This window comes from Streptomyces sp. NPDC059247 (assembly GCF_042754005.1).
Classification (GTDB): Bacteria; Actinomycetota; Actinomycetes; order Streptomycetales; family Streptomycetaceae; genus Streptomyces.
In genome coordinates this window covers 118,635-144,977 of the sequence record NZ_JBHYZW010000005.1, presented here as the reverse complement: position 1 = coordinate 144,977, position 26,343 = coordinate 118,635, and the positions used below count along the sequence as shown (strand labels likewise).

28 protein-coding genes are annotated in these 26,343 nt (G+C 73.4%); 14 read left to right on the top strand and 14 right to left on the bottom strand.

Annotated features, from left to right (window positions below; genetic code table 11):
• Nucleotides 1–251 precede the first annotated feature (251 nt).
• The 3 genes from ACFXGN_RS12650 to zapE all read right to left on the bottom strand — a co-directional run bounded on the left by ACFXGN_RS12650 (nucleotide 252) and on the right by zapE (nucleotide 3,315).
• Nucleotides 252–1,637: an alkaline phosphatase PhoX gene (locus ACFXGN_RS12650; protein WP_384857214.1), complete on the bottom strand. Its 1,386-nt coding sequence runs from the start codon at nucleotides 1,635–1,637 to the stop codon at nucleotides 252–254.
• 134 nt (nucleotides 1,638–1,771) lie between these two features.
• Nucleotides 1,772–2,197, bottom strand: a complete 426-nt coding sequence (locus tag ACFXGN_RS12645) for an OsmC family protein (RefSeq protein WP_351781568.1) — start codon at nucleotides 2,195–2,197, stop codon at nucleotides 1,772–1,774.
• A 35-nt stretch (nucleotides 2,198–2,232) separates the two neighbouring features.
• Nucleotides 2,233–3,315: a cell division protein ZapE gene (gene zapE / locus ACFXGN_RS12640; RefSeq protein ID WP_384857211.1), complete on the bottom strand. Its 1,083-nt coding sequence runs from the start codon at nucleotides 3,313–3,315 to the stop codon at nucleotides 2,233–2,235.
• A 36-nt stretch (nucleotides 3,316–3,351) separates the two neighbouring features.
• Here zapE and ACFXGN_RS12635 point away from each other — a divergent pair, with 36 nt between their 5' ends.
• From ACFXGN_RS12635 to msrB, 4 genes are all read left to right on the top strand, one after another.
• Nucleotides 3,352–4,134 (top strand): pyrimidine reductase family protein, encoded by a 783-nt coding sequence (locus ACFXGN_RS12635; protein ID WP_384857207.1) that lies wholly within the window; start codon nucleotides 3,352–3,354, stop codon nucleotides 4,132–4,134.
• A gap of 106 nt (nucleotides 4,135–4,240) precedes the next feature.
• Nucleotides 4,241–4,711 (top strand): indole-3-glycerol phosphate synthase, encoded by a 471-nt coding sequence (locus tag ACFXGN_RS12630; protein ID WP_384857205.1) that lies wholly within the window; start codon nucleotides 4,241–4,243, stop codon nucleotides 4,709–4,711.
• Nucleotides 4,712–5,791: 1,080 nt separating this feature from the next.
• Nucleotides 5,792–7,183, top strand: coding sequence for a UDP-N-acetylmuramate--L-alanine ligase (gene murC / locus ACFXGN_RS12625; RefSeq protein ID WP_384857202.1), 1,392 nt, complete (start codon nucleotides 5,792–5,794; stop codon nucleotides 7,181–7,183).
• A 22-nt stretch (nucleotides 7,184–7,205) separates the two neighbouring features.
• The gene (gene msrB / locus ACFXGN_RS12620) at nucleotides 7,206–7,613 is read left to right on the top strand and encodes a peptide-methionine (R)-S-oxide reductase MsrB (protein WP_384857199.1); all 408 of its coding nucleotides are present in this window, start codon (nucleotides 7,206–7,208) and stop codon (nucleotides 7,611–7,613) included.
• Between the two features lie 127 nt (nucleotides 7,614–7,740).
• On the opposite strand, the gene ACFXGN_RS12615 is transcribed toward msrB, so the two are convergent.
• Nucleotides 7,741–8,130 (bottom strand): VOC family protein, encoded by a 390-nt coding sequence (locus ACFXGN_RS12615; protein ID WP_384857196.1) that lies wholly within the window; start codon nucleotides 8,128–8,130, stop codon nucleotides 7,741–7,743.
• 154 nt (nucleotides 8,131–8,284) lie between these two features.
• Here ACFXGN_RS12615 and ACFXGN_RS12610 point away from each other — a divergent pair, with 154 nt between their 5' ends.
• The 5 genes from ACFXGN_RS12610 to ACFXGN_RS12590 all read left to right on the top strand — a co-directional run bounded on the left by ACFXGN_RS12610 (nucleotide 8,285) and on the right by ACFXGN_RS12590 (nucleotide 13,439).
• Nucleotides 8,285–8,608 carry a YwqJ-related putative deaminase gene (locus ACFXGN_RS12610; RefSeq protein ID WP_384857194.1) on the top strand — a complete coding sequence of 108 codons (324 nt, stop codon included), beginning with the start codon at nucleotides 8,285–8,287 and terminating at the stop codon, nucleotides 8,606–8,608.
• A gap of 17 nt (nucleotides 8,609–8,625) precedes the next feature.
• On the top strand, nucleotides 8,626–9,099 hold the full coding sequence (locus tag ACFXGN_RS12605) for an SUKH-3 domain-containing protein (RefSeq protein WP_384857191.1): 474 nt from the start codon (nucleotides 8,626–8,628) through the stop codon (nucleotides 9,097–9,099).
• Entirely contained in the window at nucleotides 9,092–9,493 is a 402-nt protein-coding gene (locus tag ACFXGN_RS12600; RefSeq protein WP_384857188.1) for a YwqJ-related putative deaminase, read from the top strand. The genes ACFXGN_RS12605 and ACFXGN_RS12600 overlap by 8 nt, the downstream gene beginning before the upstream one ends.
• Before the next feature lie 600 nt (nucleotides 9,494–10,093).
• Entirely contained in the window at nucleotides 10,094–11,281 is a 1,188-nt protein-coding gene (locus ACFXGN_RS12595) for a 4-hydroxybenzoate 3-monooxygenase (protein WP_384857732.1), read from the top strand.
• Between the two features lie 436 nt (nucleotides 11,282–11,717).
• Nucleotides 11,718–13,439, top strand: a complete 1,722-nt coding sequence (locus ACFXGN_RS12590; protein WP_384857185.1) for a methyltransferase — start codon at nucleotides 11,718–11,720, stop codon at nucleotides 13,437–13,439.
• A gap of 95 nt (nucleotides 13,440–13,534) precedes the next feature.
• Here the strand turns inward: ACFXGN_RS12590 and ACFXGN_RS12585 are convergent, their stop codons facing one another.
• From ACFXGN_RS12585 to ACFXGN_RS12560, 6 genes are all read right to left on the bottom strand, one after another.
• Nucleotides 13,535–14,176, bottom strand: a complete 642-nt coding sequence (locus ACFXGN_RS12585; RefSeq protein ID WP_384857182.1) for a class I SAM-dependent methyltransferase — start codon at nucleotides 14,174–14,176, stop codon at nucleotides 13,535–13,537.
• A 101-nt stretch (nucleotides 14,177–14,277) separates the two neighbouring features.
• Nucleotides 14,278–15,489 (bottom strand): Ig-like domain-containing protein, encoded by a 1,212-nt coding sequence (locus tag ACFXGN_RS12580; RefSeq protein ID WP_384857179.1) that lies wholly within the window; start codon nucleotides 15,487–15,489, stop codon nucleotides 14,278–14,280.
• Between the two features lie 260 nt (nucleotides 15,490–15,749).
• A complete protein-coding gene (locus tag ACFXGN_RS12575) occupies nucleotides 15,750–16,523 on the bottom strand; it encodes a L,D-transpeptidase family protein (RefSeq protein WP_384857176.1) in 774 nt (257 codons plus the stop codon).
• On the bottom strand, nucleotides 16,520–17,335 hold the full coding sequence (locus ACFXGN_RS12570) for a hypothetical protein (protein WP_384857173.1): 816 nt from the start codon (nucleotides 17,333–17,335) through the stop codon (nucleotides 16,520–16,522). Before ACFXGN_RS12570 ends, ACFXGN_RS12575 begins: the two co-directional genes overlap by 4 nt.
• Complete coding sequence (locus ACFXGN_RS12565; RefSeq protein WP_384857169.1) at nucleotides 17,316–17,867, bottom strand: SigE family RNA polymerase sigma factor; 552 nt, start codon at nucleotides 17,865–17,867, stop codon at nucleotides 17,316–17,318. Before ACFXGN_RS12565 ends, ACFXGN_RS12570 begins: the two co-directional genes overlap by 20 nt.
• A 206-nt stretch (nucleotides 17,868–18,073) precedes the next feature.
• Nucleotides 18,074–18,874, bottom strand: coding sequence for a HEAT repeat domain-containing protein (locus tag ACFXGN_RS12560; RefSeq protein ID WP_384857166.1), 801 nt, complete (start codon nucleotides 18,872–18,874; stop codon nucleotides 18,074–18,076).
• A 489-nt stretch (nucleotides 18,875–19,363) separates the two neighbouring features.
• Between ACFXGN_RS12560 and ACFXGN_RS12555 the strand changes: the two genes are divergently transcribed.
• On the top strand, nucleotides 19,364–19,852 hold the full coding sequence (locus ACFXGN_RS12555; protein WP_384857163.1) for a DUF6232 family protein: 489 nt from the start codon (nucleotides 19,364–19,366) through the stop codon (nucleotides 19,850–19,852).
• A complete protein-coding gene (locus tag ACFXGN_RS12550) occupies nucleotides 19,849–20,199 on the top strand; it encodes a hypothetical protein (RefSeq protein ID WP_384857160.1) in 351 nt (116 codons plus the stop codon). The genes ACFXGN_RS12555 and ACFXGN_RS12550 overlap by 4 nt, the downstream gene beginning before the upstream one ends.
• A 95-nt stretch (nucleotides 20,200–20,294) precedes the next feature.
• Here ACFXGN_RS12550 and ACFXGN_RS12545 read toward each other — a convergent pair whose 3' ends face one another.
• Both ACFXGN_RS12545 and ACFXGN_RS12540 read right to left on the bottom strand, forming a co-directional pair.
• On the bottom strand, nucleotides 20,295–21,080 hold the full coding sequence (locus ACFXGN_RS12545; RefSeq protein ID WP_384857157.1) for an SDR family NAD(P)-dependent oxidoreductase: 786 nt from the start codon (nucleotides 21,078–21,080) through the stop codon (nucleotides 20,295–20,297).
• 308 nt (nucleotides 21,081–21,388) lie between these two features.
• Nucleotides 21,389–22,072: a helix-turn-helix domain-containing protein gene (locus ACFXGN_RS12540; protein ID WP_384857154.1), complete on the bottom strand. Its 684-nt coding sequence runs from the start codon at nucleotides 22,070–22,072 to the stop codon at nucleotides 21,389–21,391.
• A 184-nt stretch (nucleotides 22,073–22,256) separates the two neighbouring features.
• On the opposite strand from ACFXGN_RS12540, the gene ACFXGN_RS12535 reads away from it, so the two are divergent.
• Together ACFXGN_RS12535 and ACFXGN_RS12530 are read left to right on the top strand one after the other, a co-directional pair.
• Nucleotides 22,257–23,450 carry a cytochrome P450 gene (locus tag ACFXGN_RS12535; protein WP_384857151.1) on the top strand — a complete coding sequence of 398 codons (1,194 nt, stop codon included), beginning with the start codon at nucleotides 22,257–22,259 and terminating at the stop codon, nucleotides 23,448–23,450.
• A complete protein-coding gene (locus tag ACFXGN_RS12530) occupies nucleotides 23,447–23,671 on the top strand; it encodes a ferredoxin (protein WP_384857148.1) in 225 nt (74 codons plus the stop codon). Before ACFXGN_RS12535 ends, ACFXGN_RS12530 begins: the two co-directional genes overlap by 4 nt.
• Nucleotides 23,672–23,726: 55 nt before the next feature.
• Here ACFXGN_RS12530 and ACFXGN_RS12525 read toward each other — a convergent pair whose 3' ends face one another.
• A complete protein-coding gene (locus tag ACFXGN_RS12525) occupies nucleotides 23,727–24,224 on the bottom strand; it encodes a hypothetical protein (protein WP_384857145.1) in 498 nt (165 codons plus the stop codon).
• Nucleotides 24,225–24,623: 399 nt separating this feature from the next.
• On the bottom strand, nucleotides 24,624–25,220 hold the full coding sequence (locus ACFXGN_RS12520; RefSeq protein WP_384857142.1) for a sigma-70 family RNA polymerase sigma factor: 597 nt from the start codon (nucleotides 25,218–25,220) through the stop codon (nucleotides 24,624–24,626).
• Between the two features lie 77 nt (nucleotides 25,221–25,297).
• Here ACFXGN_RS12520 and ACFXGN_RS12515 point away from each other — a divergent pair, with 77 nt between their 5' ends.
• Nucleotides 25,298–26,146 carry an alpha/beta fold hydrolase gene (locus ACFXGN_RS12515; protein WP_384857140.1) on the top strand — a complete coding sequence of 283 codons (849 nt, stop codon included), beginning with the start codon at nucleotides 25,298–25,300 and terminating at the stop codon, nucleotides 26,144–26,146.
• The last annotated feature ends 197 nt before the right edge of the window (nucleotides 26,147–26,343 follow it).

Here is a 26,343-nt window from a genome sequence, read left to right as displayed (position 1 = left end):
TCCCGGAGTGGCTCCCACCGGAACGGCTCCCGCCGGAGCCGCCCTCGCGGGCGTCGCCCTTCCCGGAGCCCGTCCCGCCCTTCGGCTTCTTCGAGCCCGTCCCGCCCTTGGGCTTCTTCCCGTCCTTCTTCTTCCCGCCGTCCTTCTCCGCCACCTCGGCCCCTTCCGCCGCGCCGTCGGTCCTTCCCCGATCCTGCGACGGAACCCGGCCGTCCGCGAGCGCGCGGACGGCCGGGCGCGGGACCGTCAGCTCAGCACCAGGGGCCCGTCACGGCGAACGTCGTCCCCGGCGTGTAGCAGTTGACGTACATCGTGCTCCGGTCGGGCGAGAACGCGACGCCCGCGAACTCGCCCCACTCCGGCGCCTCCGGGCTGCCGATGGCCTTCGCGTTCCGGGCCACCGCGTACACCTCGCCCCGCTCGCTCACCCCGAAGACGTGCTGCGCCCCGTCGCCGTCCTCGCAGACCATCAGGCCGCCGGTCGGCGTCAGACAGATGTTGTCCGGCGACTCGCCGGGCAGCCGGACGTCGGTGCTGGGGCCGAAGACGACGACGAGGGTGAGACGGCGCCGGTGCGGCTCGTACTTCCAGACCTGTCCGAAGTGACCGGCGCCGGAGCCGTCCTTGACGCGGGCGAAGGAGGACACGAAGTAGACGGCCCGCCCGCCCCAGTAACACCCCTCCAGCTTCTGGGCGTGGGTGATGCCCCGGGGGCCGAAGTCCTGGTGCCGGATCGGGGTCCCGGCGGCCCCCGGATCGGGTACGGGGACCCATTCGACCTTGTCGAAGCGGGTGCCGGTCTCCTGGACGACGGAGAGGTCGGGCACCCCGGGCACCCGCATGGCCTCCAGGGTGCCGCCCGCGCGCAGCGAGCCCCGGCCGCCGAGCGGCTCGTGGGGGAGGAAGCGGTAGAAGAGGCCGAAGGGATGGTCGAAGGCGTCCTCCGTCTCGTAGACGACGCCGCTCGCCGGGTCGATCGCCACGGCCTCGTGCTGGAAGCGGCCCATCGCGGTGAGCGGGACCGCGCCGGTGCGGTGGGGGTCGGCGCCGTCGACCTCGAAGACGAAGCCGTGGTCCTTGGTGTAGCCCTTGGTCCCGGCCTTGTCCTCGGTCTCCTCGCAGGTCAGCCATGTTCCCCAGGGGGTGGGGCCGCCCGCGCAGTTGACGGCGGTCCCCGCGACGGCGACCCGTTCGCCGAGGACGTTGTTCCGCCCGTCGAGCTCCAGGGCCGTACAGCCGCCCTTGGCCTCCGGGTCGTACGTCAGTCCGGGGACGGTGGGGACGCCGATCTTGCCGGTGACCTTGTTCTCGTGGTTGCGGACGAGGTGCACCCGGCCCCGCCGTCCGGCGAAGGCGGCCATGCCGTCGGGGTTGCTGGGGACCAGGCCCTCGCCGGAGCGCATCGGGTCGCCCTGACGGGAGAGGACCCGGTAGCGGAATCCGGCCGGGAGGTCGAGCAGCCCGTCCGGGTCGGGGACGAGGGGGCCGTATCCGGCGGGGCGGCCGGGCCGTCCGGGGCGGGCGCCGGACGCGGCGCCCGCACTGCCGGCGAAGAGTTCGGAGAGGGCGCCGGTGAAGGCGATCCCGGCGACGGAGGCGCCGGTGCGGGAGAGGATCTGACGTCGGGTCGCGGACATGGGGCAACCACTTTCCTGTTGGCGGACAGGTGGGTGTGACGCGTGACCCGCATGTGGTACCACGCACGGTGGTGGCCCGTGAACCACGCGGATCGACGCGTCGCCTCATGTGGCGCAAGAACGCCGGGGGAGGATCAGGCCAGTTCGGCCGTGAGGGTGATCGTCGTGCCGGAGAGCGCCTGGCTGACGGGGCAGTTCTTCTTGGCGTCCTCGGCGATCGACCCGAAGCCCTCGGCGTCGAGCCCGGGGACCTCACCGCGCACCGTGAGGTGGATGCCGGTGATGCCCTCGCCCGGCTGGAAAGTGACGTCCGCCTTGGTCTCCAGACGGGTCGGCACGTGACCCGCCTTGGACAGTCCGTTGGAGAAGGCCATCGAGAAGCAGGCGGAGTGCGCGGCGGCGATCAGCTCCTCGGGGCTGGTCTTGCCGTTGGGCTCCTCGGAGCGCGCGGGCCAGGAGACGTCGTACGAGCCCAGACCGGAGGAGTCGAGGGTGACGACCCCCGAACCCTTGAGGAGGTCGCCCTGCCAGACGGTGTGGGCGTGACGCACGGTGGCCATGGTGAATCCCTTTCGACGGGGGTGCGGCCTCCAACCTACTGCGGCACGAGCCCCTTGGCGTCGCGGGCGAGCGCGGTGAGCCGGGAGATGGCCCGGAAGTACTTCTTGCGGTAGCCGCCGTTCAGCATCTCCTCGCTGAACAGGCGGTCGAAGGGGAGTCCGGAGGCGAGCACGGGTATCTCCCGGTCGTACAGCCGGTCCGCGAGGACGACGAGCCGCAGGGCCGTCGACTGGTCGGGCACCGGCGCGACATCGGTGAGGCAGACGGCCGCGAGGTCGTCGGTGAGCGCGCCGTACCGGCTCGGGTGAACCCTGGCCAGGTGTTCGAGCAGATGCGGGAAGTCGTCGAGGGAGGCGTCCGGCGTCGCGTACGCCGTCTCCGTGACGACCTGGTCGGTGTACGGCGCCGGAGCCTCGGGCAGCCCCCGGTGGCGGTAGTCCTCGCCGTCGATCCGCAGCGGCCGGAAGTGGGCGGACAGGCCCTGGATCTCACGGAGGAAGTCGGCGGAGGCGAAGCGGCCCTCACCGAGCTTGCCGGGCAGCGTGTTGGAGGTGGCGGCCAGCGCCACGCCCGCCTCGACGAGCCTGCCGAGCAGACTGGAGACGAGGACCGTGTCGCCCGGGTCGTCCAGCTCGAACTCGTCGATGCAGAGGAGCCGGTGCCCGCTGAGGGTCCGCACCGTCTCCTGGAAGCCGAGCGCGCCGACCAGATTGGTCAGCTCCACGAAGGTGCCGAACGCCTTCAGCGCGGGCTCCGCCGGGGTCGCGTGCCAGAGCGAGGCGAGCAGATGGGTCTTGCCGACGCCGTACCCGCCGTCCAGGTACACCCCGCGCGGGCCCGTCGGGGCGGCCGGCTTCCGGGCGAACCAGCGGCGCCTGCCCGCACCGGAGGCGTGCGCCCCGCCCAGACCCCCCGCGAAGGCGGCCAGCACCTTGACGGCCTCGGACTGGCTGGGCTGGTGGGGATCCGGGAGGTACGTGTCGAAGCGCACCGAGTCGAACCGGGGCGGTGGCACCATCTCCGCGACCAGCCGGTCGGCGGGGACACGGGGCTCGCGCGAGCAGAGCGAGAGCGGGGCCGCGGCGGAGGCGGCTTCGGTGAGGGCACGGGTCGACACAGTTCCCCACTGTAAGCGCCATGTCAGACTGCCAGGATGCGCCAACTGCTCCCTGTGACGGACATGACAGCCCCCGTGACCTCGGCGGGGGGCGGGGAATGGTCCCTCGACGAACTCGCCGACGCCTACGCCTATCCGGAGCTCCCGTCCGGCGGGAAGTCCTGGCTGCGGGCGAACATGGTCTCCTCGCTCGACGGCGCCGGTCAGCACGACGGGCGCTCCCAGCCGCTCTCCTCCGAGACGGACATGCGGATCTTCGGCACCCTGCGCGGTCTCGCGGACGTGGTCGTCGTCGGTGCGGAAACGGTACGCCTGGAGGGGTACCGGCCCGCACGCGCGCGCGAGGCCTTCGCCGCCCGCCGCGCCGCCGCCGGTCAGGGCCCGGCCCCCGCCATCGCCGTCGTCAGCGCCTCCCTGGCACTGGACTTCACCCTGCCCCTCTTCACCTCGCCGCTGGTGCCGACCCTGCTGCTCACCGGGGCCACGGCGCCGCCGGAGCGGGTGCGGGCCGCGCGGGACGCGGGCGTCGAGGTGGTGGTGGCGGGGGACGGCGCCGGGGTGGACCCGGCGCGGGTGGTGGCGGCGCTCGCCGCGCGCGGGCTGCGACGGCAGCTGACCGAGGGCGGTCCCCGGCTGCTGGGTCAGTTCGTCGCGGCGGACGTCCTGGACGAGCTGTGCCTGACGCTCTCGCCGACGATGACGGCGGGCGGGGCCCAGCGGATCGCCGGAGGCCCGTCCGTGACGGTCCCGACACGCTTCCAGGTGGCTTCCGTGCTGGAGCGGGACGGCTTCCTCTTCACCCGCTACCTTCGGATCTGACAATCGGCGGAATTTGTCGTTCCGCTTACCGTCCGCTGGGCACACTTACTGTCGCAGACCCCGTGCGGGCACGGGGAAGGATGGTTTCCGCAGAAGGGCTCCTGAGGTGTTCACAAGCGTTCTGATGATCGAGAAGCCCCTCACGTCCGTCGACGTGGAATTCGTCACCACCCTGCACGGCGACGAGGGCGTGTCCTTCATCGTTCTCATGCAGCCGCGTGGTGACCAGGCCGATGTACTGCTGCGTGCCATCGACGACGTCGCCATGGGCGAGCTGAAGGAGGCGGCCCGCGAGGGCGACGAACCGGAGGGCAAGGCCGCCCGGCTCCCCGCCGAGCAGGCACTGGAGCACTCGCTCCGGGCCCTGCGGGACGCGGGCTGCGAGGCGGTGGGGCAGGTGGTCGAAGACCATCCGCTCGACAAGATGAGGGCGGTGGTCGACGAGTCGGAGGCGGATGAGGTGATCGTGCTGACCGCCCCGCACTACGTGGAGGAGTTCTTCCACCGCGACTGGGCCTCGCGGGCCCGCCACAAGGTGGGGGTGCCGGTGCTGAAGCTCTTCGCGCACAGCGACTGACCTCGACGCGGGGCCCGTACGTGCCCGTACGTCCGTGCGAACGGACGCCCGTACGGAGGGACTCGTGGCCGCGCCCCGTGCAGGGGGCGCGGCCACGCGCCGCGCCGCCCCCGGGCGGTTCCACTTCCTCGCGTCCGCTTCGCGCGAGCGGGGGCGGACCGGGGCGGGAGCGACCCGACTCCGGGCCCGCCTCGGACGGACCCCGGTTCCGGCCCGGACCTCACCCACGTCGGGGCTCGGTCCCGGCCGCGAGTCGGCTCCCGCCACGACCCGGCCCCCGGCTCTGGCCCGGGCGCGCTCTGGTGCGGGTCCGGCTCCGGTCATGCCTCGATGCCGGCTTCGCCCGCAGCCCGGCTCCGGCTCGGGCCGCCCGCCCGCGTGGACCCGGCGAGCCGGAGGCGCCGGTTGAAGAGCGACACCGCTCGGGCCGCTCGCTCGCCCGCCCGCGTGGACCCGGATCCGGCCACGTTCCGGCGTCGACCACGACTGCCCGGCCGCGCCCTGGCGTGGGTCCGGCCCCACCGCACCCGGTCGCACTTCCCTCCCGCACCCGGGCATGGCCCCTGTCGGTGCCCCGTCCCGTCCGGCGGCCGGGAGCGGGTCCGGCCTCACCACACCCGGCCCCACCTGCCTCCCGCACTCGGACACAGCCCCCGTCGGTGCCGGGTCCCGGTCCGGCGGCCCGGAGCGGGTCCGGCCTCACCGCCCCCGGTCGCACACCGCATCCGGCCCCACCGCTCCTGGCCCCGCCCACACTCCGCACCCGGGCATGGCCCCCGCCAGCGCCTCCGCCCCGGTCCGGCGGCCCGGAGCGGGTCTGGGTCCCGCCCGCCCCCGCTCGCGCACCGCACCCGGCCCCTCCCGTACCCCGCCCCCGGGCACGGCCCCGCCCGTCGCCGCCCCTCCCGGTCCGGCGGCCCGGACCGCCGCCGCCCGCCCCGCCCCGCCCGGCGCCCCCCGCCCCGCCCGGTGTCGCCCCGTCTCGTCGGTGCTCCCGTCGTGGTGTCCGCCGGGGGCAGTCCGTCGTAGCCACTACGCTGGGGGTTTCCACGCACGTCGCACCCCTGGGGAGAGATCCGCATGGCACCCGCCATTCCCGCGGCCATGGAACGGCCGCACTTCATCGGCATCGGCGGTGCCGGGATGTCGGGCATCGCGAAGATCCTCGCCCAGCGCGGCGCGAAGGTCGCGGGCAGTGACGCCAGGGAGTCGGTGACCGTCGAGTCCCTGCGCGCCCTGGGCGCCACCGTGCACATCGGGCACGCTGCCGAGCACCTCGCCGACGACGCCTCCGCCGTCGTCGTCTCCAGCGCCATCCGCGCCGACAACCCGGAGCTGGCCCGCGCCGCCGAACTCGGCATCCCCGTGGTGCACCGCTCCGACGCCCTCGCCTCCCTGATGGACGGCCTGCGGGCGATCGCCGTCGCCGGTACGCACGGCAAGACGACGACCACCTCCATGCTGGCCGTCGCCCTCACCGAGCTGGGCCTCGACCCCTCGTACGCCATCGGCGGCGACCTCGCGGGCCCCGGCACCAACGCGCTGCACGGCGAGGGCGAGGTCTTCGTCGCGGAGGCGGACGAGAGCGACCGCAGCTTCCAGAAGTACGACCCCGAGGTCGCGATCGTCCTCAACGTCGAGCTGGACCACCACGCGAACTACGCCTCCATGGACGAGATCTACGAGTCCTTCGAGGCGTTCACGGCCAAGATCCGCCCCGGCGGCACCCTGGTCGTCGGCGAGCACGCGGGCTCCCGTGAGCTGGCCCGCCGGGTCGCGGACCGCGAGGGCCTGGAGATCGTCACGGTCGGTGAGGGCGAGGACTCCGACGCCCGCATCCTGAAGATCGTCCCGAACGGGATGAAGAGCGAGGTGACGGTCGCCCTCGACGGCACCGAGCACACGTTCACCGTCTCCGTCCCCGGCCGTCACTACGCGCACAACGCCGCCGCCGCCCTCGCCGCCGGTGCCCGCGTCGGCATCGACCCCGCCGAACTGGCCGAGGCGCTGACCGCCTACACGGGCGTCGGCCGCCGCCTCCAGCTCAAGGGCGAGGCCAGGGGCGTGCAGGTCATCGACTCGTACGCGCACCACCCCACCGAGATGACCGCCGACCTGGAGGCCATGCGGGGCGCCGCCGGGGCCTCCCGGCTCCTCGTCGTCTTCCAGCCGCACCTGTTCTCCCGCACCCAGGAACTGGGCAAGGAGATGGGAGACGCGCTGGCCCTGGCCGACGGGTCCGTGGTCCTCGACATCTACCCGGCGCGCGAGGACCCGATCCCCGGCATCACCAGCGAGCTGATCGTCGACGCGGCCCGCGCGGCCGGGGCCGAGGTGACGCCGGTCCACGACAGGGCGACGGTCCCGGACGTGGTCGCGGGAATGGCGGGCCCCGGCGATCTCGTTCTGACCATGGGGGCGGGGGACGTCACGGACCTCGGTCCGCTGATCCTCGCCCGCCTGTCGAGCTGATCAGCCGCTGAGGAGCGAAACCATGGCGTACGAGGTCGAGAAGTCGGACGAGGAGTGGCGGGCCCAGCTGAGCCCGTCGGAGTACCAGGTGCTCCGGCAGGCAGGTACCGAACCCGCTTTCCGTGGTGAGTACACGGACACCAAGGCCAAGGGCGTCTACTCCTGCCGGGCGTGCGGGGCGGAGCTCTTCACTTCGAGCGAGAAGTTCGAGTCGCACTGCGGCTGGCCGTCGTTCTTCGATCCGAAGGACAGCGAGGCGGTCGAGCTGATCTCCGACAGCTCCCACGGCATGGTCCGCACCGAGGTCCGCTGCGCCCGCTGCGGCTCGCACCTGGGCCATGTCTTCGAGGGCGAGGGGTACCCGACCCCGACGGACCAGCGGTACTGCATCAACTCGATCTCGCTGCGGCTGGAGCCGCAGGAGGGCTGACGCGGACCCCGGGCCGGACGGCCCGGGAGGGGCGGCGGAGAGGGTCACGGGCGGGGAGACGCGGGCGATGCGCCCGGGTCTCCCCGCCCGTCCGCGTGCTACGGGCCAGGACCCGCCCGTCCCCGTGCTACGAGGGCAGGCCCCCGTACGGCACCGTGATCAGCTCCATGGAGTGCCCGACCGGGTCCATGAAGTACACGCCCCGGCCGCCGTCGTGGTGGTTGATGGTGTTCGGCTGCCGCCGGTACGGATCGGCGTAGTGCTCGACACCGCGCTGCTCGATCCGCGCGTACGCCGCCTCGAACTCCTCCTCGGAGACGAGGAAGGCGTAGTGCTGCGGGGTGATCCGGTCCTCGGGGATCGCGGCGAAGTCCAGGGTGACCCCGTTGCTCAGCTCGACCGCGACGAACGGGCCCTGCTCGCCGCTGATCTCAAGTCCCAGCAGCTCCGCGAAGAATCGCGCGGACTCCCGGTTGTCCCGGGCGTGGACGATGGTGTGGTTCAGCTCGACCGACAAGGAATGCCTCCGAAGGCATCTCCCGACACCTCCATGCCTCACCGGGACGGTGACCGGCACGCGATGTCGCCGTCCAGCTTAGTCACGCCCCCGGCCCCCCGGCCAGGGGATCGACAGCGGTTCTGCCACCGCTTTCCGTCGGTTCAAGGACGGGGTGCGGTCCGCCGAGGACACGCTGAGCCCGGCCTCCGCCGGTCCCGGGAGCGGGGCCGGGCACGGCAAGTGCGCGGAGGTGGACCTGCTCTCGGACCGGCTCCGGCAGCTCGATCCGCAGGGCGCCGGGATCACCTCGGCGGACGGCGTCCGCGATGCCGGGAAGGGAACACGGGTCTACGGCGTGCGGATCGGCGAGCGGGTCGGACCCCACCCGCTGGGCCACGGCGAGTACGAGCCACCCTGCCGATCGTGCAGCATGGCCATGGAGAGGGCCGGAATCACCGTCTACGCGGGATCCGGAATCACCGCCTACGCAGGATGAGGAACGACGGAGCACACATGCCGCGCTTGAACACGCCGGAGGACGTCGACGCCTGGTTCCGGGAGTACGGATGGTTCCCGGGACGCGATGTGGCCGGGACCGTACCGGCGATGATCGCCGGAATCACCGAGGAGTACCGGAAGGAAGGCTTCCCGGTGGAGCCCTTCGAGGCGGCGACCGCCTTCCTCGCGGAGCACGGCGGACTGCGCCTCACCCTCGACGCCGCCCGTGAGGACCATCTTTATTTCACCCCGTACCTGGGCTTCCGGTCCGCCCCCGCGGAGGTCGCCGAGCTGAGCCGGGACCTCGGCGTACGGCTCTTCCCGGTCGGGCTGGACGGCTCGGAGGGCTCACCCGTCCTCATCGACGAACGGGGCCGGTTCTTCTACGTCCACGACACCGGCGACTACTCCATGGGCGCCGACAAGCACGAGGCCGTGATCGCCCTCGCGCACGCCCCCATGCGGGACGCGGAGGACCTGTATGTCTGATCCGACCTCCGGTACGGCGGCCTCGCTGCTCATCCACGGCACGATCACCAGCCACACCGACCTCACCGGTGACGGCGAGCCGGAACTGCATCCCGTCGTGCGGGACTTCTTCGACGGACTGCCGCCCGCCCTGCGCGAGCCGTTCCTCGGCTGCTGCGCGGAGTCCGCGCTCGTCTCCGACGAACTGTCCGGCTTCGACCGGAAGCGCGGCGACGGCCGGAGCGCCACCCTCGACGAGGCCGTGCCGCACTTCGCGGGTGCCGCCCTCGTGGCCCGGAAGATCCGTCCGCACGGCGACCCGGAGCACGGCACGGAGGCGGAGGTGTGCCGCTCCTGCACGGCGCTCCTGGAACGGCTCGGCATCACGGTCCTCCACGACCAGGGGCGAGCGTGACGCTGACCGGGGCGGGCCGGTGCCCCGGCCGTGACGCGGGGGAGGCAGCGATGCCGGCGATCCTCGTCGTGGCGAGCGTCGGCGCGGAGCCGTCCCCCGCCGCCGAGCGGGCCGTCCGCGAGTCCCACGGGCTGAGCGCGTCCCGCCCGCCGCGACCGGATCGCTGAGGAGCGCCGCCGGGCGCCTTGAGGAGCCGATGGGCGGAGCGGACCGGCTCCCTGGGCGTGCGGGCCGGAGGCTGTGAGTTGACGCTGTCCGTGCCAGCACCTCCCGGCACGGAGGGAGCCCCGGCCACGGTGGAGTTGTGTGGTCACGGTGAGCGGTCGTGCGGAACACCCGGGCCTCACCCTCACCGGGGCCTCTCCGCCTCCCCGGGCCCGTCGGCGGCTGCCGTGACCCGCCTGTGCGCGGGCCTTCGCGGACTGGTCCGGGGGAGTGGCTCCCTGAGCCGCCCCCGGGGCGCGAACCCGTGGTTGCCGGTGGCAGAATCCTTTTCTCTTCCTGTGTGGCATTCGGGTGATATTTAGTATCCGCCTCGTTTGACCCGCTCTAAGATCCACTCCTGTGACAGAAAGCCAAAACGCTTCTCCTGTACGGGACATGGCGGGCTCCGCCGATGTCGTCATCCTCGGCGCCGGGCCCGCGGGACTGGTGCTCGGGAACCTTCTCCTCCGTGACGGGATCGACTGCGTCGTCCTGGAGCGGGCGAGCTACGCGCACGTACGGCAGCGGGCACGGGCCGGGTTCCTCACTCCGGGCACCGTACGGACCCTGGCCCGGCACGGTCTCGACGAGGGGCTGCGCAGGCGCGGACAGGAGCACGGCGTCTGCGAGTTCCGCACCGAGGACGGGCGTTTCCGCCTCGACTACGGCCGCCTCGGCACGGGCGAGCCGCACACCGTCTACCCGCAGCACGATCTGGTCACCGACCTCGCCGGGCTCTTCCTCGGGGCGGGCGGACGGATCCTCTTCGACACCGAGGTCCTCGACGTGACCGGCGCGGACGGGCCGCGCCCCTCGGTGACCGTACGGGAGCCGGACGGGCGGACCGCGCGGTGGCGCGCCCGGTACGTCGCCGCCTGCGACGGACGGCACGGCGCGGGGCGGCGCTCGCTGCCGCCCGGCGCGGTCCGGCGCCACCACCGGGACCACGGGGTCTCATGGCTCGGACTGCTGGCCGAGGCGCCGCCGAGCCTCGACGCCGTGGGATACGCCACCCACCCCCGGGGGTTCGCCGGACACATGGCCCGCTCGCCCGAGGTCACCCGCTACTACCTCCAGTGCCCGCGCGGCACCGAGACCGGCGACTGGTCCGGGGAACGCGTCTGGGAGGAGCTGGAACTGAGGCTGCGGGCACGGGAGTTCGGGCCGCTGATACGGGGGCGCGTGCTGCGGAGCACGGTCGTCGACTTCGAGTCGGACGTCCTCGAACCCCTGCGCCACGGCTCGCTGTTCCTCGTCGGTGACGCCGCGAGCCTGATCAGCCCGTCCGCCGCCAAAGGGGCCAACCTCGCGGTCCTCGAAGCCGAGATCCTCGCCCGCGCCCTCGCCGACGACCTCCACCACGGCGACACCGAGGGGCTCGACCGGTACTCGGCACGCTGCCTCGAACACATCTGGCGCGCCCAGGAGTTCTCCCACTGGATGATCCAGCTCCTCCACCGCGTGCCCGGCCCCGACGGCGGCGCCTCGCCGTTCCAGGAGGGGCTCCGCCGCGCCCGCATGGCGGAGCTGCGGAACTCGCCCGCCCTGCGGAACTGGTTCGCCGAGCGTTACGTGGGTGTCTGACGCCCCCGACCGCCCTGACGCCCCGGACCGCCCTGACGGCCCGGACCGCCTTGGCGGCCCAGACCACCCTGACGGCCCGGACCGCCCTGACGGCCTTGGCGGACCAGGCCACCCGGACCGCCCTGACGGTCCCAGCCGCCTCGTCCGCCACGACGGCTGAGTGACCTGGTCCTCTCCTGGGCCCGATCCGCCCCCCGATGCGGGCGCGTTGAGACGCGCCCCGGTCCGCCGTACCCGGTCCGCCGCGCCCCGATCGATCGCGCCCCGGCCCTTCCCGCCACCGGCCCCCGCCACCGGCCCCCGTGCCCGGCCCTCGCAGCCCCTCCCCGCCCCGGCCCGGTGTCCCGCGTCCGCCCCCGGTCCTCCCCGGCGGAGTCCCGCGCACCCCCACCGGCCCACCTCCCCCTTCCCCGCCCTCCCCGAAGGATGTCCCCTCATGACGACCATCAGCCCGGCTCCGGCAGCCGGTCTCCCGGGTCCCGCCGTTCCCGACGACACCGCCCGGCTGTCGGCCGCCGCCGCGTTCGTACGGGAGCAGGAGACCGCCGACCTGCTGGCGCGCGTCCTGCCGGGGCTCGACGGGCCCGAGCTGCGGGCGACGGCCGAACGGTGCCGGTTCGCGCACGCCGCTCTGCTCGTCTTCCCGGCCGACGAACCCTCCCTGCGCGCCGGGCTGGCGTCCGCCGGGCTCGCCCCGGACGGCGCGGCACGGCCCAGCGTGGTGGTACGGGACCGGCTGTCCGCCCGGTACGGCCTCGGGGCCGGGGAACTGGACGTACGGATCCTCCGGCCGCCGGTCCACGGGCCCGGCGGCGAGCCGCGCGCGGTGGAGGTCTTCGCGCTGACCGTCCCGGAGGGTTCGGGGCTGGGAGTCGTCGCCGCCGAGGAGCGGACGGCGGACCACGAGGCGCACCTCGCCTTCGACGTGGACCGCCCGGACCCCCTGGTGCTGCGCGGGTTGCGCGCGGGCTTCCTGCGGCACGGGGCGGCGCCGGACGGCGGCGGCTACAACCCGCACGAGGACGCCACCGTCTTCTACTTCGCCGCGCCCGCTGAGACTAAGTCCCCTTACCGGCGGGTGGAGTTGTACGCCCGGGGCGACCACAGGGACGTCCTGGCCGAGCACCTCGCGGAGAGCCCGGAGGCGCACCCGGCGGAATCGCTCCTCCGGCTGCTGACCGGCGCCTGGACGACACAGGCGCTGGCGGCGTGCGCGGAACTGCGGCTGCCGGAGGCGATGAGCCCGACCGTCGCGGCGGGAGCCGGGGAGCTGGCGCGGGCGGTGGGCGCACGGCCGGAGAACCTGGCGACGCTGCTGCGGTACCTCGCCATGGTGGGCGTGGTCGCCGAAGAGCCCGGCGCGCGGGGCCGGTTCCGGCTGACCGGGGCGGGGCTGCTGCTCCGCGAGGACACCGGGGGCTCGATGCGGAGCCTGGCGCTGATGTACGGCGGGCCGTTCTACGAGTCCTTCGCCCGGCTCGCGCACACCGTGCGCACCGGAGAGCCGGGCTTCGAGGACCGGTACGGCGAGAACCACTTCGACTACTTCGCGCGCCACCCCGAACTGGCCGCCCGGTTCGACCTGTCCATGGCGGCGAGCGCCCGGATGTTCGCACCGCTGCCGGGGCATCCGGTCGTCACGGCCGCCGCGGCGGCCCCCGGAGGACGTACCGTCGTGGACGTCGCGGGCGGCACGGGGGAACTGCTGGGACGGCTGCTCACCGCGCATCCGTCCCTGCGCGGGGTCCTCCTGGAGCGCGCGCAGGTCGTCGAAGCGGCGCGCGCCCGGCTCGGCGCGGTCGCGGAGCGGTGCGACTTCAGGACCGGCGACTTCGCGGACGTACCGACGGGCGGGGACGTGTACGTGCTCTCCCGCGTCCTGCACGACTGGGACGACGAGCGGTGCCGGACGATCCTGCGGCACTGCGCGGACGCGATGGAGCCGGAGGCCGATCTGCTGATCGTGGAGCGGCTGCTGCCGGTGGACTCCGCGCCGTCCCTGGCGACCGCGTGGGACCTCCACATGATGTGCAACACGGGCGGCAGGGAACGTACGGCCGCCGAGTACGCCCTGCTGCTCGCGGACGCGGGCCTCGACCTCGTCGGCCACGCCCCGCTGCCCCTGGAGGCCCATGTGCTGCACGCCCGGCGACGGTGATCCGCGCCGCGCGGGCGCGCCCTCCCGGGTGACGGCACCCGTCCGTCGTACGCGGGCCACGGGGCGGTCCGGAGTGCGGCGGTCCCCGGCCCGCGTCAGGTTCCGGCGGTGTCCCGGCGGGCCAGCACGTGGGAGTCGAGGTAGCCGCGTTCCGAAGCCGGGTCGTGGAGCAGCCGGGCGAAGGGGGTGAGGCCCGCCTCGGTGAGCAGGGCGGCGAGCGGGTCCACCGGCCAGCTGTAGGCGGGGGCCACCTTGTGGTCGAAGCGGACGGGGGCGGGACCATCGGTCCCGAAGAACGAGACGAGCAGCAGGCCCCCGGGCGCGAGGACCCGGGCGAGTCCGGCGAACAGCGCGGGCAGTTCGGCGGGCGGGGTGTGGATGGTCGAGTAGTGCGCGAGGACCCCGCCCAGCTCCCCGTCCCCGACCGGCAGGTCCTCCATCCGCGCCTCGTCGAACCGCAGCTCCGGGTGGGCCCGCCGGGCGTGGCCGACCATGCCGGGGGAGAGGTCGATCCCGAAGGCGTCGAGGCCCAGGTCGTGCAGCAGGGCCGTGAGGTGGCCGGGCCCGCATCCCACGTCGGCGGTCCGGGTGTTGCCGGTCCCGCGCACCAGCTCGGCGAAGGTGCCGATCATGGCCCGTGCGAACGGCCTGCTCTCCAGCCGGTCGGCGAACAGCGACGCGTACAGTTCGACGACCCCGTCGTAGGACGTCCTCGTCTCGTTCTGGTGTTCCTCCACGGACCGATGCTAGGGGTGCCGGGGTCCCTGTGGTCCCGGGGGTCCCGTGGTCCCGGGGTCGCTGAGTTCCGCGAGCCCGGGACCACGGACGGCCGGTCGGTTCAGCTCAGGGCGCTGAGCTTCCGCCACTCCTGCCAGGGCAGGTTCCAGTTGCTGTAGCCGTTGCCCTGCGGGGGCAGGCCCTTGGTGTCCTTGCCGGTGACCGTGAACGGGTCGCCGACCTGGACGTCCCGGTAGAGGGAGGCCGCGTTCGCGGTGCTCATGCCGATGCAGCCGGAGCTCTTGTTGGCCTTGCCGAAGTAGGCGGCGTTCCACGGTGCGGCGTGGGCGTACGCCCCCGACCAGGTCAGGTGCATCGAGTAGGCGACGTCCTTGTCGTACGCGTCGCCCAGGCCCACGCTCTGCGAGGTCATCCTGACGGTGCCCGCCTTGCGCATCAGGACCTGGGTGCCGCTCCAGGACGCCTTGTCGCCGTGGGTGGGGTCGCCGCCGGACACCGGGATCTTCCGGACGCTCTTCCCGTCGCGCTGGAAGTCGAGCCGCTTGCGGTCGAGGTCGACCTCGACCACCTGGGCGGCGCCGACGGTGAAGGAGAGGTCGTAGTCCCTGGCGAACAGGCCGCCGGTGGCCCCGGAGTCGACGCCGTCGAGGAGTGCCTCCAGCCGGACCTTCGTCCCCGCCTTCCAGTACTCCCGGGGCCGCCAGTCGACGCGCTCGCGTCCGTCGTGGTGCTTGATCCAGCCCCAGGCCCCCTCGGTGCCGTTGTCGGTGGTCACCTTGAGCGCCTTCTCCACGGCGGCCTTGTTCGTGACGGGGTCGTCGAAGATGACGGAGACGGGGTGGGCGATGCCCACGGTCCGCTCCGTGGGCCACATCTCCAGTTTGTTGACCTTGTCGGCCCTCGCGGTGGAGAACGACGTCTCCTGGGTGCCCGGGGTGCCGCCGTCGCCCCGGGTCCCCGCGCTCACCCGGTACGTCTCCCCGGGCGCGGCCGGGCGTTCCGAGGTCCACACGGTGTCCTTCGCGGACAGCGTGCCCTTGAGCTTCCGGCCCTCGCCGTCGGTGACCGTGACCGAGGTCAGGGTCCCGCCGCGCGCGGTGACCTTCACCGGGGTCCCGGCCCGTGTCCCGGTGCCGCTCGGCGTCACCGCGACCGTCGCGGCGGGGCCCGCGGCCTTCGTGGTGGCCGCGGCCTTGCCGTCGGGTTCCGCCACCGGGTCGCCGGAGGCGCAGGCGGTCAGGGCGAGCGGGGCGAGTACGGCGGCCACCACCGCGAGGCGGGTGGAACGACGACGTACGAAGGTGTGTTTCACGGGACCTATGGGGTGCGGGGAGGCGATGGGCATCGAGAGCTCCAGCGGATGTCGGCGGGTGGGATGTGCGGGGCGTCCGTCGTGGACGCGTCCGGGCCGGGCCCGGAGGGGGCGGAACGGCGCGGCGGGCCGGGAAGGCGCGGGGCCGGACGGCGCGGCGGGCCAGGAGCGCGGGGCCGCTCGCCGGGCCGGGGGCACGGGGCGGCTCGCCGGGCCTGGACCGGGCGGGGCGGCCCGGTGGGCCGGGGGCGCGGGGCGGCTCAGCGGGCCAGCGACGCGCGGGGGCCCATCACGACCATCGGCTTCGCCCCGGGCTCGAGGGCGCGCAGCAGTTGCTTCATCTGCTCGCGGGGGATGCCCACGCACCCCTCGGTGCCGCCGTAGTGGCTGACGTGGAGCCAGATGCCACCGCCGCGTTCCACGCCCATCGGGCGGCCGAAGTGGTACGGCGGTTTGCCCGGGTACCGGTTGTAGTCGATGGCCACGACGTAGTCCAGGGCCCCCGCCTTGGGCTTCTTCTCCGGGTTGAGACCGGAGGCGGTGTAGACGGGCCCGCGGTTGAGGTCGTACGGCAGGTCGGTGCCGGGGTTCGGCAGCCTGCCGCCCGCGTCGGTGAGCGTGAAGGTGCCGATCGGGGTGCGCAGATCGCCCAGCATGTGCCGCTCGGACCAGCCCTTGTGGCCGTTGCGGGCGGGCCAGGCCGCGGCGGCGGGCAGCCAGCCATGGGTGGGGTGGCGTTCGTAGAGCCGGACCGTGGAGTGGTCGGAGTCCTCGTCCTCGCCGGTCACGACGACGACCTGGCGGGTGTCGGGCTTGACGGTGGCCCGGGTGAGGGGTCCGAGGCCGGGCAGTTCGGCGGGCGCGGCGGAGGGGGCGGCGGGGGCCGCTCGGCCGGCCGTCTCACCGGCGTATGCGCGGTCGTCCGTGGGACGGTCCGGCTTCTCGGCCCCGCAGGCCGTCAGGAGCAGCCCCGAGGCCAGGGCCACGGCGATGCCGGGCCGTATGCGCCGGGCGCGGGTCGTCGACTGGTTCATCGCGTGGTTCCGTTCTTCTTCTTCTCCTGGGGGTCCGGCTGACGGAACGTCGCTTTCTCGACCATCGTCAGGGCCTCCTTCAAGGTCTGTTCGGGTACCTCGTCACCGACGCACATGAGGACGGTGATCGCCGTACGGGGTTCGGGCGCGCCGGGGAGCCTGCCGGTGTAGGTGGTGGCCCGGTCCTGCCCCGAGCAGCCACGGCCGAGGTCCTCGTCGGGCGCGAGCTTCCGGCCGTCGCGGAGTTCGGCGGCCGAGTAGTAGTCGCTGCCGCGGTACCGGACGAACTCGACGATCAGGCCGTCCGGGGACAGCCGTTCGACGGGTGCGCACGGTCCGGACTTCTGGCACGGCCGTGGCGGCGTTCTGAGCGGGGCCGTCGAGACGTAGCCCTCGGGGCGGATGGCCTGCCCGGGGATGCCGGGCAGCAGCAGGGTGTGCCAGCCCCGGGGGACCTCGATGACCAGACCGGCCAGTTTCTCGGCGTACAGCGTCGTGGTGGCCGTGCCCTCCGGCCGGGCCGGGGTGGCGGGCGTGGCGGTGACGGCGGGCCCCGCCTCGACGTGCTCGGTCAGCACGGCACGGGGGAGCAGCGTCGCCGTCAGGGCCAGCACCGCCCCGCCGAGGACCGCGCCGCCCGCCGCCCGGCGTCGACGGCGCCGGATCCGTTCCCGTACCTGCCCCAGCCGGTCCGCCGGAGTGGGCAGGTACGGGGTGGTGCGGTCCAGCAGGACGCGCAGCTCCCGCTCGGTGGAGTCCGTCTCCGGCCCGTCCTGCGGGGTGTCCGGGTCGTCAGAGTGCCAGGAGCGCATGGCGGTCACCCGTTCCCTCGGCGGTGGGAGGGGGCAGCAGCCCCCGCAGGGTGCGCAGGGCTTTGGACGACTGGCTCTTGACCGTCCCCTGGGTGCAGCCCAGGGTCGCCGCCGTCTCCTCGACGCTCAGGTCCTCGAAGTACCGCAGCACGACCACCGCGCGCTGCCGTGCGGGCAGCGCCCGTATCGCGGTGGCCAGCACCATCTCCAGCTCGACGGAGGCGAAGGGGTCGTACGGGTCCGCCGACCGCGTCCGGAGCGTCTCCGGGGGGAACTCGCCGTGCGGCACCTCCCCCCGCCACCGTCTGCGCCACCACGAGTGGTGCGTGTTGACCAGCGCCGCGCGGATGTACGCCTCGGGGTGGTCGCGGCCGATCCGCTCCCACTTGGGCCACACCTTCGCCAGTACGGTCTGGAGCAGGTCCTCCGCCAGATGCGCGTCCCCGGTCAGCAGCCAGGCGACCCGCAGCAGGCGCGGCCCCCGGGAGGCCACGAACGCCTCGAAGTCGCCGTCGCTGCTCAAGGGGCCCATCCCGCTGTCCTCGTCTCACTCGTTCCACATGAGGGGAACGGGGTGGGCGGCGGATCGGGTTGCCCCCGTACGGAAATAATTCCGTACGGATGTCCTACGGGTGTTCAGGGGGTCGCTCCTACGGCCCTGATGGCGGCGGAGGCCCCGGGCAGCCGCTTCCACGGCCCCGGGTCCTTGAGGCCCCCGGTCGGGGCGTACGGCCGGTCCTACGGCTTGCGGGCGTCCTCCACGGCCTGGCGCACGGCAGGGTCGGGGTCGGCGGCGAGGGTGTCGAGGAGTTCGGCGACACCGGGGGTGGTCCAGTGGGAGACCGCCCACACCAGGTACTCCCGCACGCCGGGGTCGGGATGGGCGGCGAGCCGGGCGAGGCGGGGCAGCGGGCCGCGCCGCCACATCGCGAACCAGTTCAGCGCCTCCCGCAGCACGACCGGGTCCCCGGGGTCGCCCGCCGCCTCGATCCTGGCGAGCAGCACGGAGGACGGCGGCGGCGGTCCGTCGGCCGGGTCCGTCAGGCGTTCGCGCAGGCGCCGTGCTCCGTACGCGCCCCGCACCTGGCAGCCCTGGCAGACACAGGGCCGGGTGCCGTGCGCGTCCGGCCGGTAGCGCCAGCCCGCCACCTGGGGCGCGGCGCGGATGCGGTGGATCTCGCGGGGGTGGATCGCCCGGGGGACGAACACCTCCCAGCCGCGCGGGTCGTCCAGCGCGCCGATCCGCCGGACGGCCTCGGCGGCGGGGACGGTGGCCTGGGCGTTCCGCCACCGGTCCGCGTAGTGCCCGACCAGGACGGGCTGTTCGTCGTCGAGCCGGACGTGGACGGCCACCAGACCGCCCCGCCTGCCGAACCGGGCCAGTTCGCGCAGCCACTGGTGGGTGAGGGTGTGCGACGGCAGCACGGGGAAGCAGTACGCGCCGCGCGCCCCGCCCTGCCCGTGACTCACCGCCCGGACGCCGGACCGCCGGACGCGCGGGACGTCCGCCGCCGACGTGAGGTGTACGAACATGGCCATGACCGAAGATGCTAGCCCCGGGGGCCGGGCCCCGGGGCCGGAGGGAAGCGGGCACGGGACCCGCCCCGGGCCACCGTCGGCGGCGTCCACCGGGGCGGCCCGGACGGCGCCCCGGCGGAATTGGCCAGTTCTCATCTGCCGCGAGGGGTGGGAGCGGCGCTTAATGGGGCTCCCGCGCGGGACGCGGGGTGAGCGGACCCGTCCACGGGGGAGCGCATGGACACCACAGGGAACTCGGGACCGCCCGAGCGGCCGGTACCACCACGGGGAGCGTCGTCCGGACGGGATCGGTCCGGACGGGATCGGTCCGGATCTGAGCGGCCCTGGAGGTCGAGGGCCGCGGCACCGGCACCCGGTGCGTGGGGCGGGGAGGGCTCCGGGCCGCCCGGACGGCCGCCGGGGGCGCCGCCCGCGCCACCGTCCGAGCCGCCGCGCGATCCCGCTGGCGGGCCACCGCTGCCGTTCCCGCCGCTGCCGCCTCCGGGCGCCATGCTGGAGATCTCGGTGCGGCGCCGGATGCTCTGGGTGGGCGCGGCGGCCTTCCCGCTGCACAACCTCAGCCGGGTCCAGGCGGCCAGGTACGTGCCCGACCGGGGCGCGGCCCTGCTCGGCCTCCTGAAGTGGCTGCTGGGCGCCGTCGTCGCGTTCGCGGTGCTCGATCTGGTGTTCGGAGGCGACACGAGCGCCGTGAAGGGGAACGAGGGGCCGCTGCTCGTCGTCCTCGTCCTGGTAGTCGTCTTCGCGGGCAGGGCGCTGTTCGAAGCGGCGACGCCGATCCTGATCGTGGAGACGGCCGGGGGCACCTGGATGGTCGTGACCCTGCCGAACGCGGACGAACTGCGGGACATCGCCGGGCGGATCGTCCACGCGATCGACCACCCGGAGGCCGAGTTCACCAAGAACGTCTACCGGTTCACCCAGTACAACGGGCCGGTCGTCCAGCAGAAGGGCAACGGGAACACGGGGATGAGGCTGTGACCGAACCGACCCGCCACACGACCTACAACGGTCCCGTCGTCCGCCAGGACGGCGACGGCAACATCGGCATCAACTACGGCTCCGTCGGCGCCGCCCAGGGCGACCAGGAGCTCAGGGCCGCCGCCCGGGAGCTGATCGAACGGCTCCGCGCCGTCGAGGACCTGCTCACCCCGGACCAGGCCAGGGTCGTCCAGGAGGCCCTGCCCGTGCTCGCCCAGGGCCGCCCGGCGACGGCCGAGGCGCGCGGGGACGCCCTGGCGCGGCTCGGTCTGCTCGCGAGCGTCATCGGCCCGCTGGCCCAGCCGGTCGCGGACGCGGTCGGCAAGCTGATCCAGCTCCTGAGCTGAGGTGCTGCCGTCCCGGGGCCCGGGACGCCGGGGTTTCCGGACGGCGGGACGCGCCCGCCGTCTCTCCGATTCCCCTCCGGAGGGGAATCGTCCGGTCAGTGGACGGAGAACCCGCCGTCCACGAAGAGGGACTGGCCCGTGACGTACGCGGAGGCGCGGCTCGCCAGGAAGACCGCCGCGCCCTCGAAGTCCTCCGGGAGCCCGTTGCGGCCGGTCATCGTGCGGGCGGCGAGGGCCGCCACCTTGTCCGGGTCGGAGGAGAGCCGCTGGTTGAGCGGGGTCATCACGAAGCCGGGGACCAGGGTGTTGGCCGTGACCCCGTACGGGGACCAGGCCTCCGCCTGTGAACGGGCCAGCGACTCCAGGGCGCCCTTGGACACCCCGTACGCCCCGCTCTGCACGAACGCGCGGTGCGCCTGCTGGGAGGTGATGTGGATGATCCGGCCGAAGCCCCGCCCGGCCATCCCGGGGCCGAAGCGCTGACCGAGCAGGAACGGCGCCTCCAGGTTCACCGTCATGGTCGTGTCCCAGACCTCCTCGCCCAGCTCCCCGAAGGGCGGGCGCAGGTTGATCCCGGCCGAGTTGACGAGGATGTCGGGCTCCCCGAAGACGCCCGCCGCCTCCTCGGCCCCCGCCTTGATGCCCGTACGGCTGCTCAGGTCGGCGCTCACCCAGGCGGCCCGGCGGCCTTCGGCGGTCAGCTCGTCCACGGTGGCCGCGAGTTCGGCCTCCTTGCGGGCGACGACGACCACGCTCGCCCCGGCGCGGGCCAGCGCCCCGGCGACGGCCCGGCCGATGCCGGAGCTGCCGCCCGTGACGAGGGCGGTGCGCCCTTCGAGGGAGAAGAGACCGGAGAGGTATCCGCCGGGCGTGGTGCTCATCTGGGCTGTGCTCCTCGTGTCGTACGGCCACCGGCCGTCCGGGTGCGGCGGGCGGCCGGTGCCCGCATCCTGGCACACGAGCTCCGTGCCCCCTGCACGTAGGTGGCGCGCGGGGGCCCCGGGGGCGGGGAGGAAGCGTTTCCGCGGGGCGGGGGGTGGGGGTCCGCCGCAGGTTAGAGGTACGGGTCCACCAGGGGGGAGGCGCGGGCCCACCGTCGGGGAGGCGCGGGCCCACCACAGGGTGCAGGCCCAACCGGGTCACCCCCACCCCCGGCGGGATCTCCGGAGAAGCCCCCGGGCGGGCGCTGTCATCGCAGGAGGGTGCGCCAGCGGTCGGCCGATTCCTGCATGTCCCCGACGACCCGCTCCAGGAACGTCCCCGCCTTCAGGAGCCGCTGTCCCACCGGCGATCCGGGCCCGAGCGTCTCGGCCGCCTCCTGGGCGGCCCGCGCCGATCCGAGTGTCTGCCGGGCGCTGATCGCGACCGAGTGGTACCAGGCCTCGTCGTCCACGACGTAGACGTCCCGCCGCCGCAGTGGATCGCGCTCGCGCCGCACGTATCCGTGCTCGACCAGGGAGTTCACGGCCACGGAGACGGACGCCGGGCTGACCTTCAGCCTGCGGACCAGGTCGGCCGCGGTGCGCCTGCCGTCCTCGGACAGCAGCAGATCGACATGCACCCGCGCCATCATCCTGGGCATCCCCGACCTGACCGCGAGCTCGACGATCCGGTCGTCCACCGTGCCGCCCGGGGTTCCGTCCGGGGTTCCGTCCAGAGGGTCCGCCGGGGCGCCGCGCCGGGCCCGCTGGACCGTCGCCCGGTGCGCGGAGCGGGGCCGGTAGTCGCCGGGGCCGCCGTTGCGGGTCACCTCCCGGCTGACGGTCGAGGTCGGACGTCCGAGCCGCCGGGCGATCTCGGCGTAGGACAGGCCGTCGGTGAGTCCGGCCGCGATGCGCTGGCGTTCCTGCTGGGTCAACCGTCCTCCTGGCATGGCGCCAGTATTGCCTTCGCCTTCAATCATTGCAACGGGTTCGTTGCGTTCGGCTTCAGTCGTTGCATCAATTTAGCCGCACCTAACTGCAATTACGGGTTTCATTGATTGACGACATCGTGAATGCAACGTAGCGTTCGAGTCGGAGCGAACACGTCATATCGCGAACCGGGGGATGGTCTTCATGAGTGAGTCCGTACACACCGTCACGGCCCTGCCGACGGAGCGGAGCAGCGGCTGCCCCTTCGACCCGCCGGCCGAACTGCTCGACGCCCGCCGCCACGGGTCCGTCAGCGGCTTCACCCACCCCGGCGGGACCCCGGGCTGGCTGATCACCGGGTACGAGGCGGTGCGGTCCGTCCTGGCCGACCCCCGGTTCAGCTCCCGCAGGGACCTCATGAACGTGGTCGATTTCGACCTCCCCCCGGCGCCGCCCGGCGAGTTCCTCCTCATGGACGATCCGGAGCACAGCCGCTACCGCAAGCCCCTGGTGGGCAAGTTCACCGTGCGGCGGATGCGGATGCTCACCGAGCGGATCGAGCGGATCACCGCCGACTGCCTGGACGCCATGGAGGAGACCGGGCCGCCGGCGGACCTGGTGACCGCGTTCGCCAAACCCATCCCCACCATCGTGATCTGCGAGATCCTGGGCGTGCCGTACGCGGACCGGGCGTCCTTCCAGGAGCAGATCGACACGTTCATGGGCGGCGAGGTCGGCGACGAGGAGCTGATGGCCGCCTACACCGCGACCCAGGAGTACCTCGCGGGGCTCGTGGCCGAGAAGCGGGCCAGGCCCACCGACGACGTCCTCAGCGAACTCACCGACAGCGATCTGACCGACGAGGAACTGAAGGGCATCAGCCTCATCCTCCTGGCCGCCGGATTCGACACCACCGCGAACATGCTGTCCCTCGGCACCTTCGCGCTGCTGCGGAACCCGGACCAGCTCGCCGCCCTGCGCGCCGATCCCGCGCTCACCGACGGAGCCGTGGAGGAACTCCTGCGGTACCTCAGCGTCGCCAAGACGTTCCACCGGACGGCCCTTGAGGACGTCGAGCTGGACGGCCGGACCATCGAGGCCGGAACGACGGTCCTCCTCTCGTTCAACACCGCCAACCGCGACCCCGACCGCTTCACCGACCCCCACACGCTCGACCTGCGCAGGCAGTCCGCCGGACATCTGGCCTTCAGCCACGGCATCCACCAGTGCCTGGGCCAGCAGCTGGCCCGCGTCGAGATGCGGGTGGCGTTCCGCGCGCTGGTCGACCGCTTCCCCGGTCTGCGTCTGGCCGTGCCCGCCGAGCAGGTCGTGCTGCGCCCGGAGACCGCGGACATCTTCGGGGTGAAGAGCCTCCCGGTCACCTGGGACGCGAAGTGAACGCGCCCCATCTGAGCCTGGACCGCGAGCGCTGCATCGGCGCCGGGATGTGCGCCATGACCGCCCCCGACGTCTTCGACCAGGACCCGGACGACGGCCTCGTGCTCCTGCTGCGCACCGAGCCGGACCCGGCCCACCGGACGGCCGTACGGATGGCCGCCGGGGTCTGCCCCTCCGGGGCGATCACCTTCCACGAGCCGGGCCCCGGGGGATCGCACTGAGCCGACCGCGCCCCGGCGCGGGGGCGTCCGGTCGGGACACCCCCGCGCGACGGCGTCAGACGTCGATGACCGAACCCATCGGGATCGAGTCGAGCACGCTGTCACGGAGCGGCTGGACCTTGCTCGCGTCGAACTGGTACGCGGTGAACGCCGAGCTCATGATGTACCGCCGCTGACCGTTGGAGAACAGCCATCGGGTGCCCGTGGACGGGGACTTGATCAGGTGCGCGTCATGGCTCAGATGCCCGCCGAACGGGACGTTCTCCAGGCCGATCACCTTGAGGGTGTTCGCGTTGTAGAACAGGTTGTTGTACGTCTGCATGTCGGGGATGCCCCATCGTTTCCCGTCGATGACGAGCCAGATGCCCATGATCCCGGCGGCGTCCTCGAGCCGGCGGCCGTTGTAGACGCTGTAGTCCTGCTGGGACGGCGCGACGGTGGCGGTGGCGGGCCGCTCGGCCGCCCCGGCGGCGGGGGCCGCGAGGCCCAGCGGGACGGCCAGGGCCAGACTGATCACGCCGACCGCCGTGCGTCGGCGAAGTGTGCCGGACATTCTTCCTCCCCAGAAGATCCACGCGGGGACGGCCGGACTCGTGGTGAGCACGGCCCCCGCGCTTGTCGTTGACCCGGCTCATGCTGGCGGTCCCGGCGTCCCGACCGCATGAGGCAGCGGTCCCGGCCCACCGGGACGGGGGCCTTGGCGCCTCCCGGCCGGGGGGCCGCCGTAAGGCGGTGGTGTTCCCCCACGGTGACCGATCCATGGGCTGGACCGGAGCGGTCCGGCCCAGCTCAGTCCGGTTCAGCCCAGACCAGCCCAGCCCAGCCCAGCCCAGTCCGGTCCGGTCCGGTCCGGTTCAGTCCTTACCGGACCGCTTCCGCCGGTAGTTCCCCGCCTCGCTCCGGGAAGAGGTCCGTTCGGGGGAGAGGTCCGTTCGCGGAGCGGTCCCGGGTGTCAGCCCCTGAGCTGATCCCGCTGGATCTGGTGGGCGACCGTGCGGCGCACCGATGCCGAAGTGGTGGTGGTGACCCCCGAGGGGACGTCGAGACCACGGCTGATCTGGTCGTACGCGGCCCGGTGGCCGCCGGGCAGTTCTGCCCGGCTCAGCCTCAGGTCCTCCTCGACGAGACGCCTCAGCTCGTCGACGTTCTGGGGCGTGAAGCGCTTCTTCCCCCGGGCGAGCGCCTGGACGCAGCGGGTGCAGTGCGCGGTTTCGCCCAGGGTCCGGGAGATCTCCTCGGCGAGGCCCCAGAGCCGCCCTTCGAGCCAGGGGGTGTCGCGCTGGTCGAGGGCCACCTCCATCGGGGGCCGTGGCTCGTCGCTCCTGTGCTTCGCCATCTGCTTGGACACGGCGGGCTGGCTCATGTCGGTGAGCCGCGCGATCCGTTCCTGGGTCCAGCCGAAGCCCGCGAACACCTCGATCATCTCGGCGCGCAGCTTCCGCATCTCCTCGCCCGCGCGGATGACCTCGTTCATCTCCGCGAGCATCCGCCGAGCCTGTTCCTCGGTGAGCGTCGCGGGGATCGGGTGGGTGCTCTCTTCTCGTGTCACCACCCGGTTATACACGAGAGCGACCCCCTCCATAACCCAGTTGTAAAACCTGGTTATGGCTGACATGGTTCCGTCCCATGCCTACCTTCCCCGCATCTGACGGAACCCTGCTCTCGTACCGTGCGACCGGCGAGGGCGACCCGGTCGTCTGCGTCCCGGGAGGCCCTGCGGACTCCCGCTACCTCGGTGACCTCGGCGGCCTGTCCGCACATCGCCGGCTGATCGTCATGGACCTTCGCGGCACGGGCCGGTCCGCGATCCCCCGGGACGGCTCCAGCTACCGCTGTGACCGTCTGGTCGACGACGTCGAGGCGCTGCGCGAGCACCTCGGCCTCACGCGGATGGATCTGCTCGGCCATTCCGCCGGTACGAACATCGTGACGCAGTACGCGGCCCGGCATCCGGAGAACGTCAGCAAGCTCGCCCTCATCGGCCCCAGCCCATGGGCTGTCGGCGTGACGGTCACGGGAGGGGCGCGGCTCGACGTCGCGCGGCTGCGGAAGGGCGAGCCGTGGTTCCCGGCGGCGTTCGCCGCCCTGCGGGCGATCACCGAGGGTACGGGCGAGGACTGGCAGGCCGTCATCCCCTTCTTCTGGGGCCGGTGGGATGCCGCGGCGCGCCAGCACCACGAGGCCGGTCGGCCCCGCAACCAGGAGGCCGTCGCCCGCTTCGGGGCCGAGGGAGCCTTCAGCCCGGAGAGTACCCGGGCGGCTCTCGCCTCCTGCGGGGCTCCCGTCCTGCTGCTCACCGGAGAGTTCGACGTGAACAGCCCGCCCGTGATGGCGGCCGAATGCGCGGAAGCGTTCCCCGACGCCACGCTGGTGGTGCAGCCGGGAGCGGGCCACTGCCCATGGCTCGACGACGCCGGGCGATTCGTGGCGACCACGGAGGCGTTCCTCCGTGGACGATCCGGCTCACGCCCTTGAAGTCCGCTGTGGGCACGGGTGGTTGAGGCGAATCGGGGAAGCCGCGTCCGGCCAGGCCGAAGGCGGGACGGTGGCGGGTCTGATCATGAGGCGGCGCGCTGCCCTGGTCTTCGCGGGACAGCGGGCCCGGCCACGTGTTCACGGTGCGGGACGACAGGCATCGGCCGCAGCCGCCGGACGCCCCCGCACACCGTCGT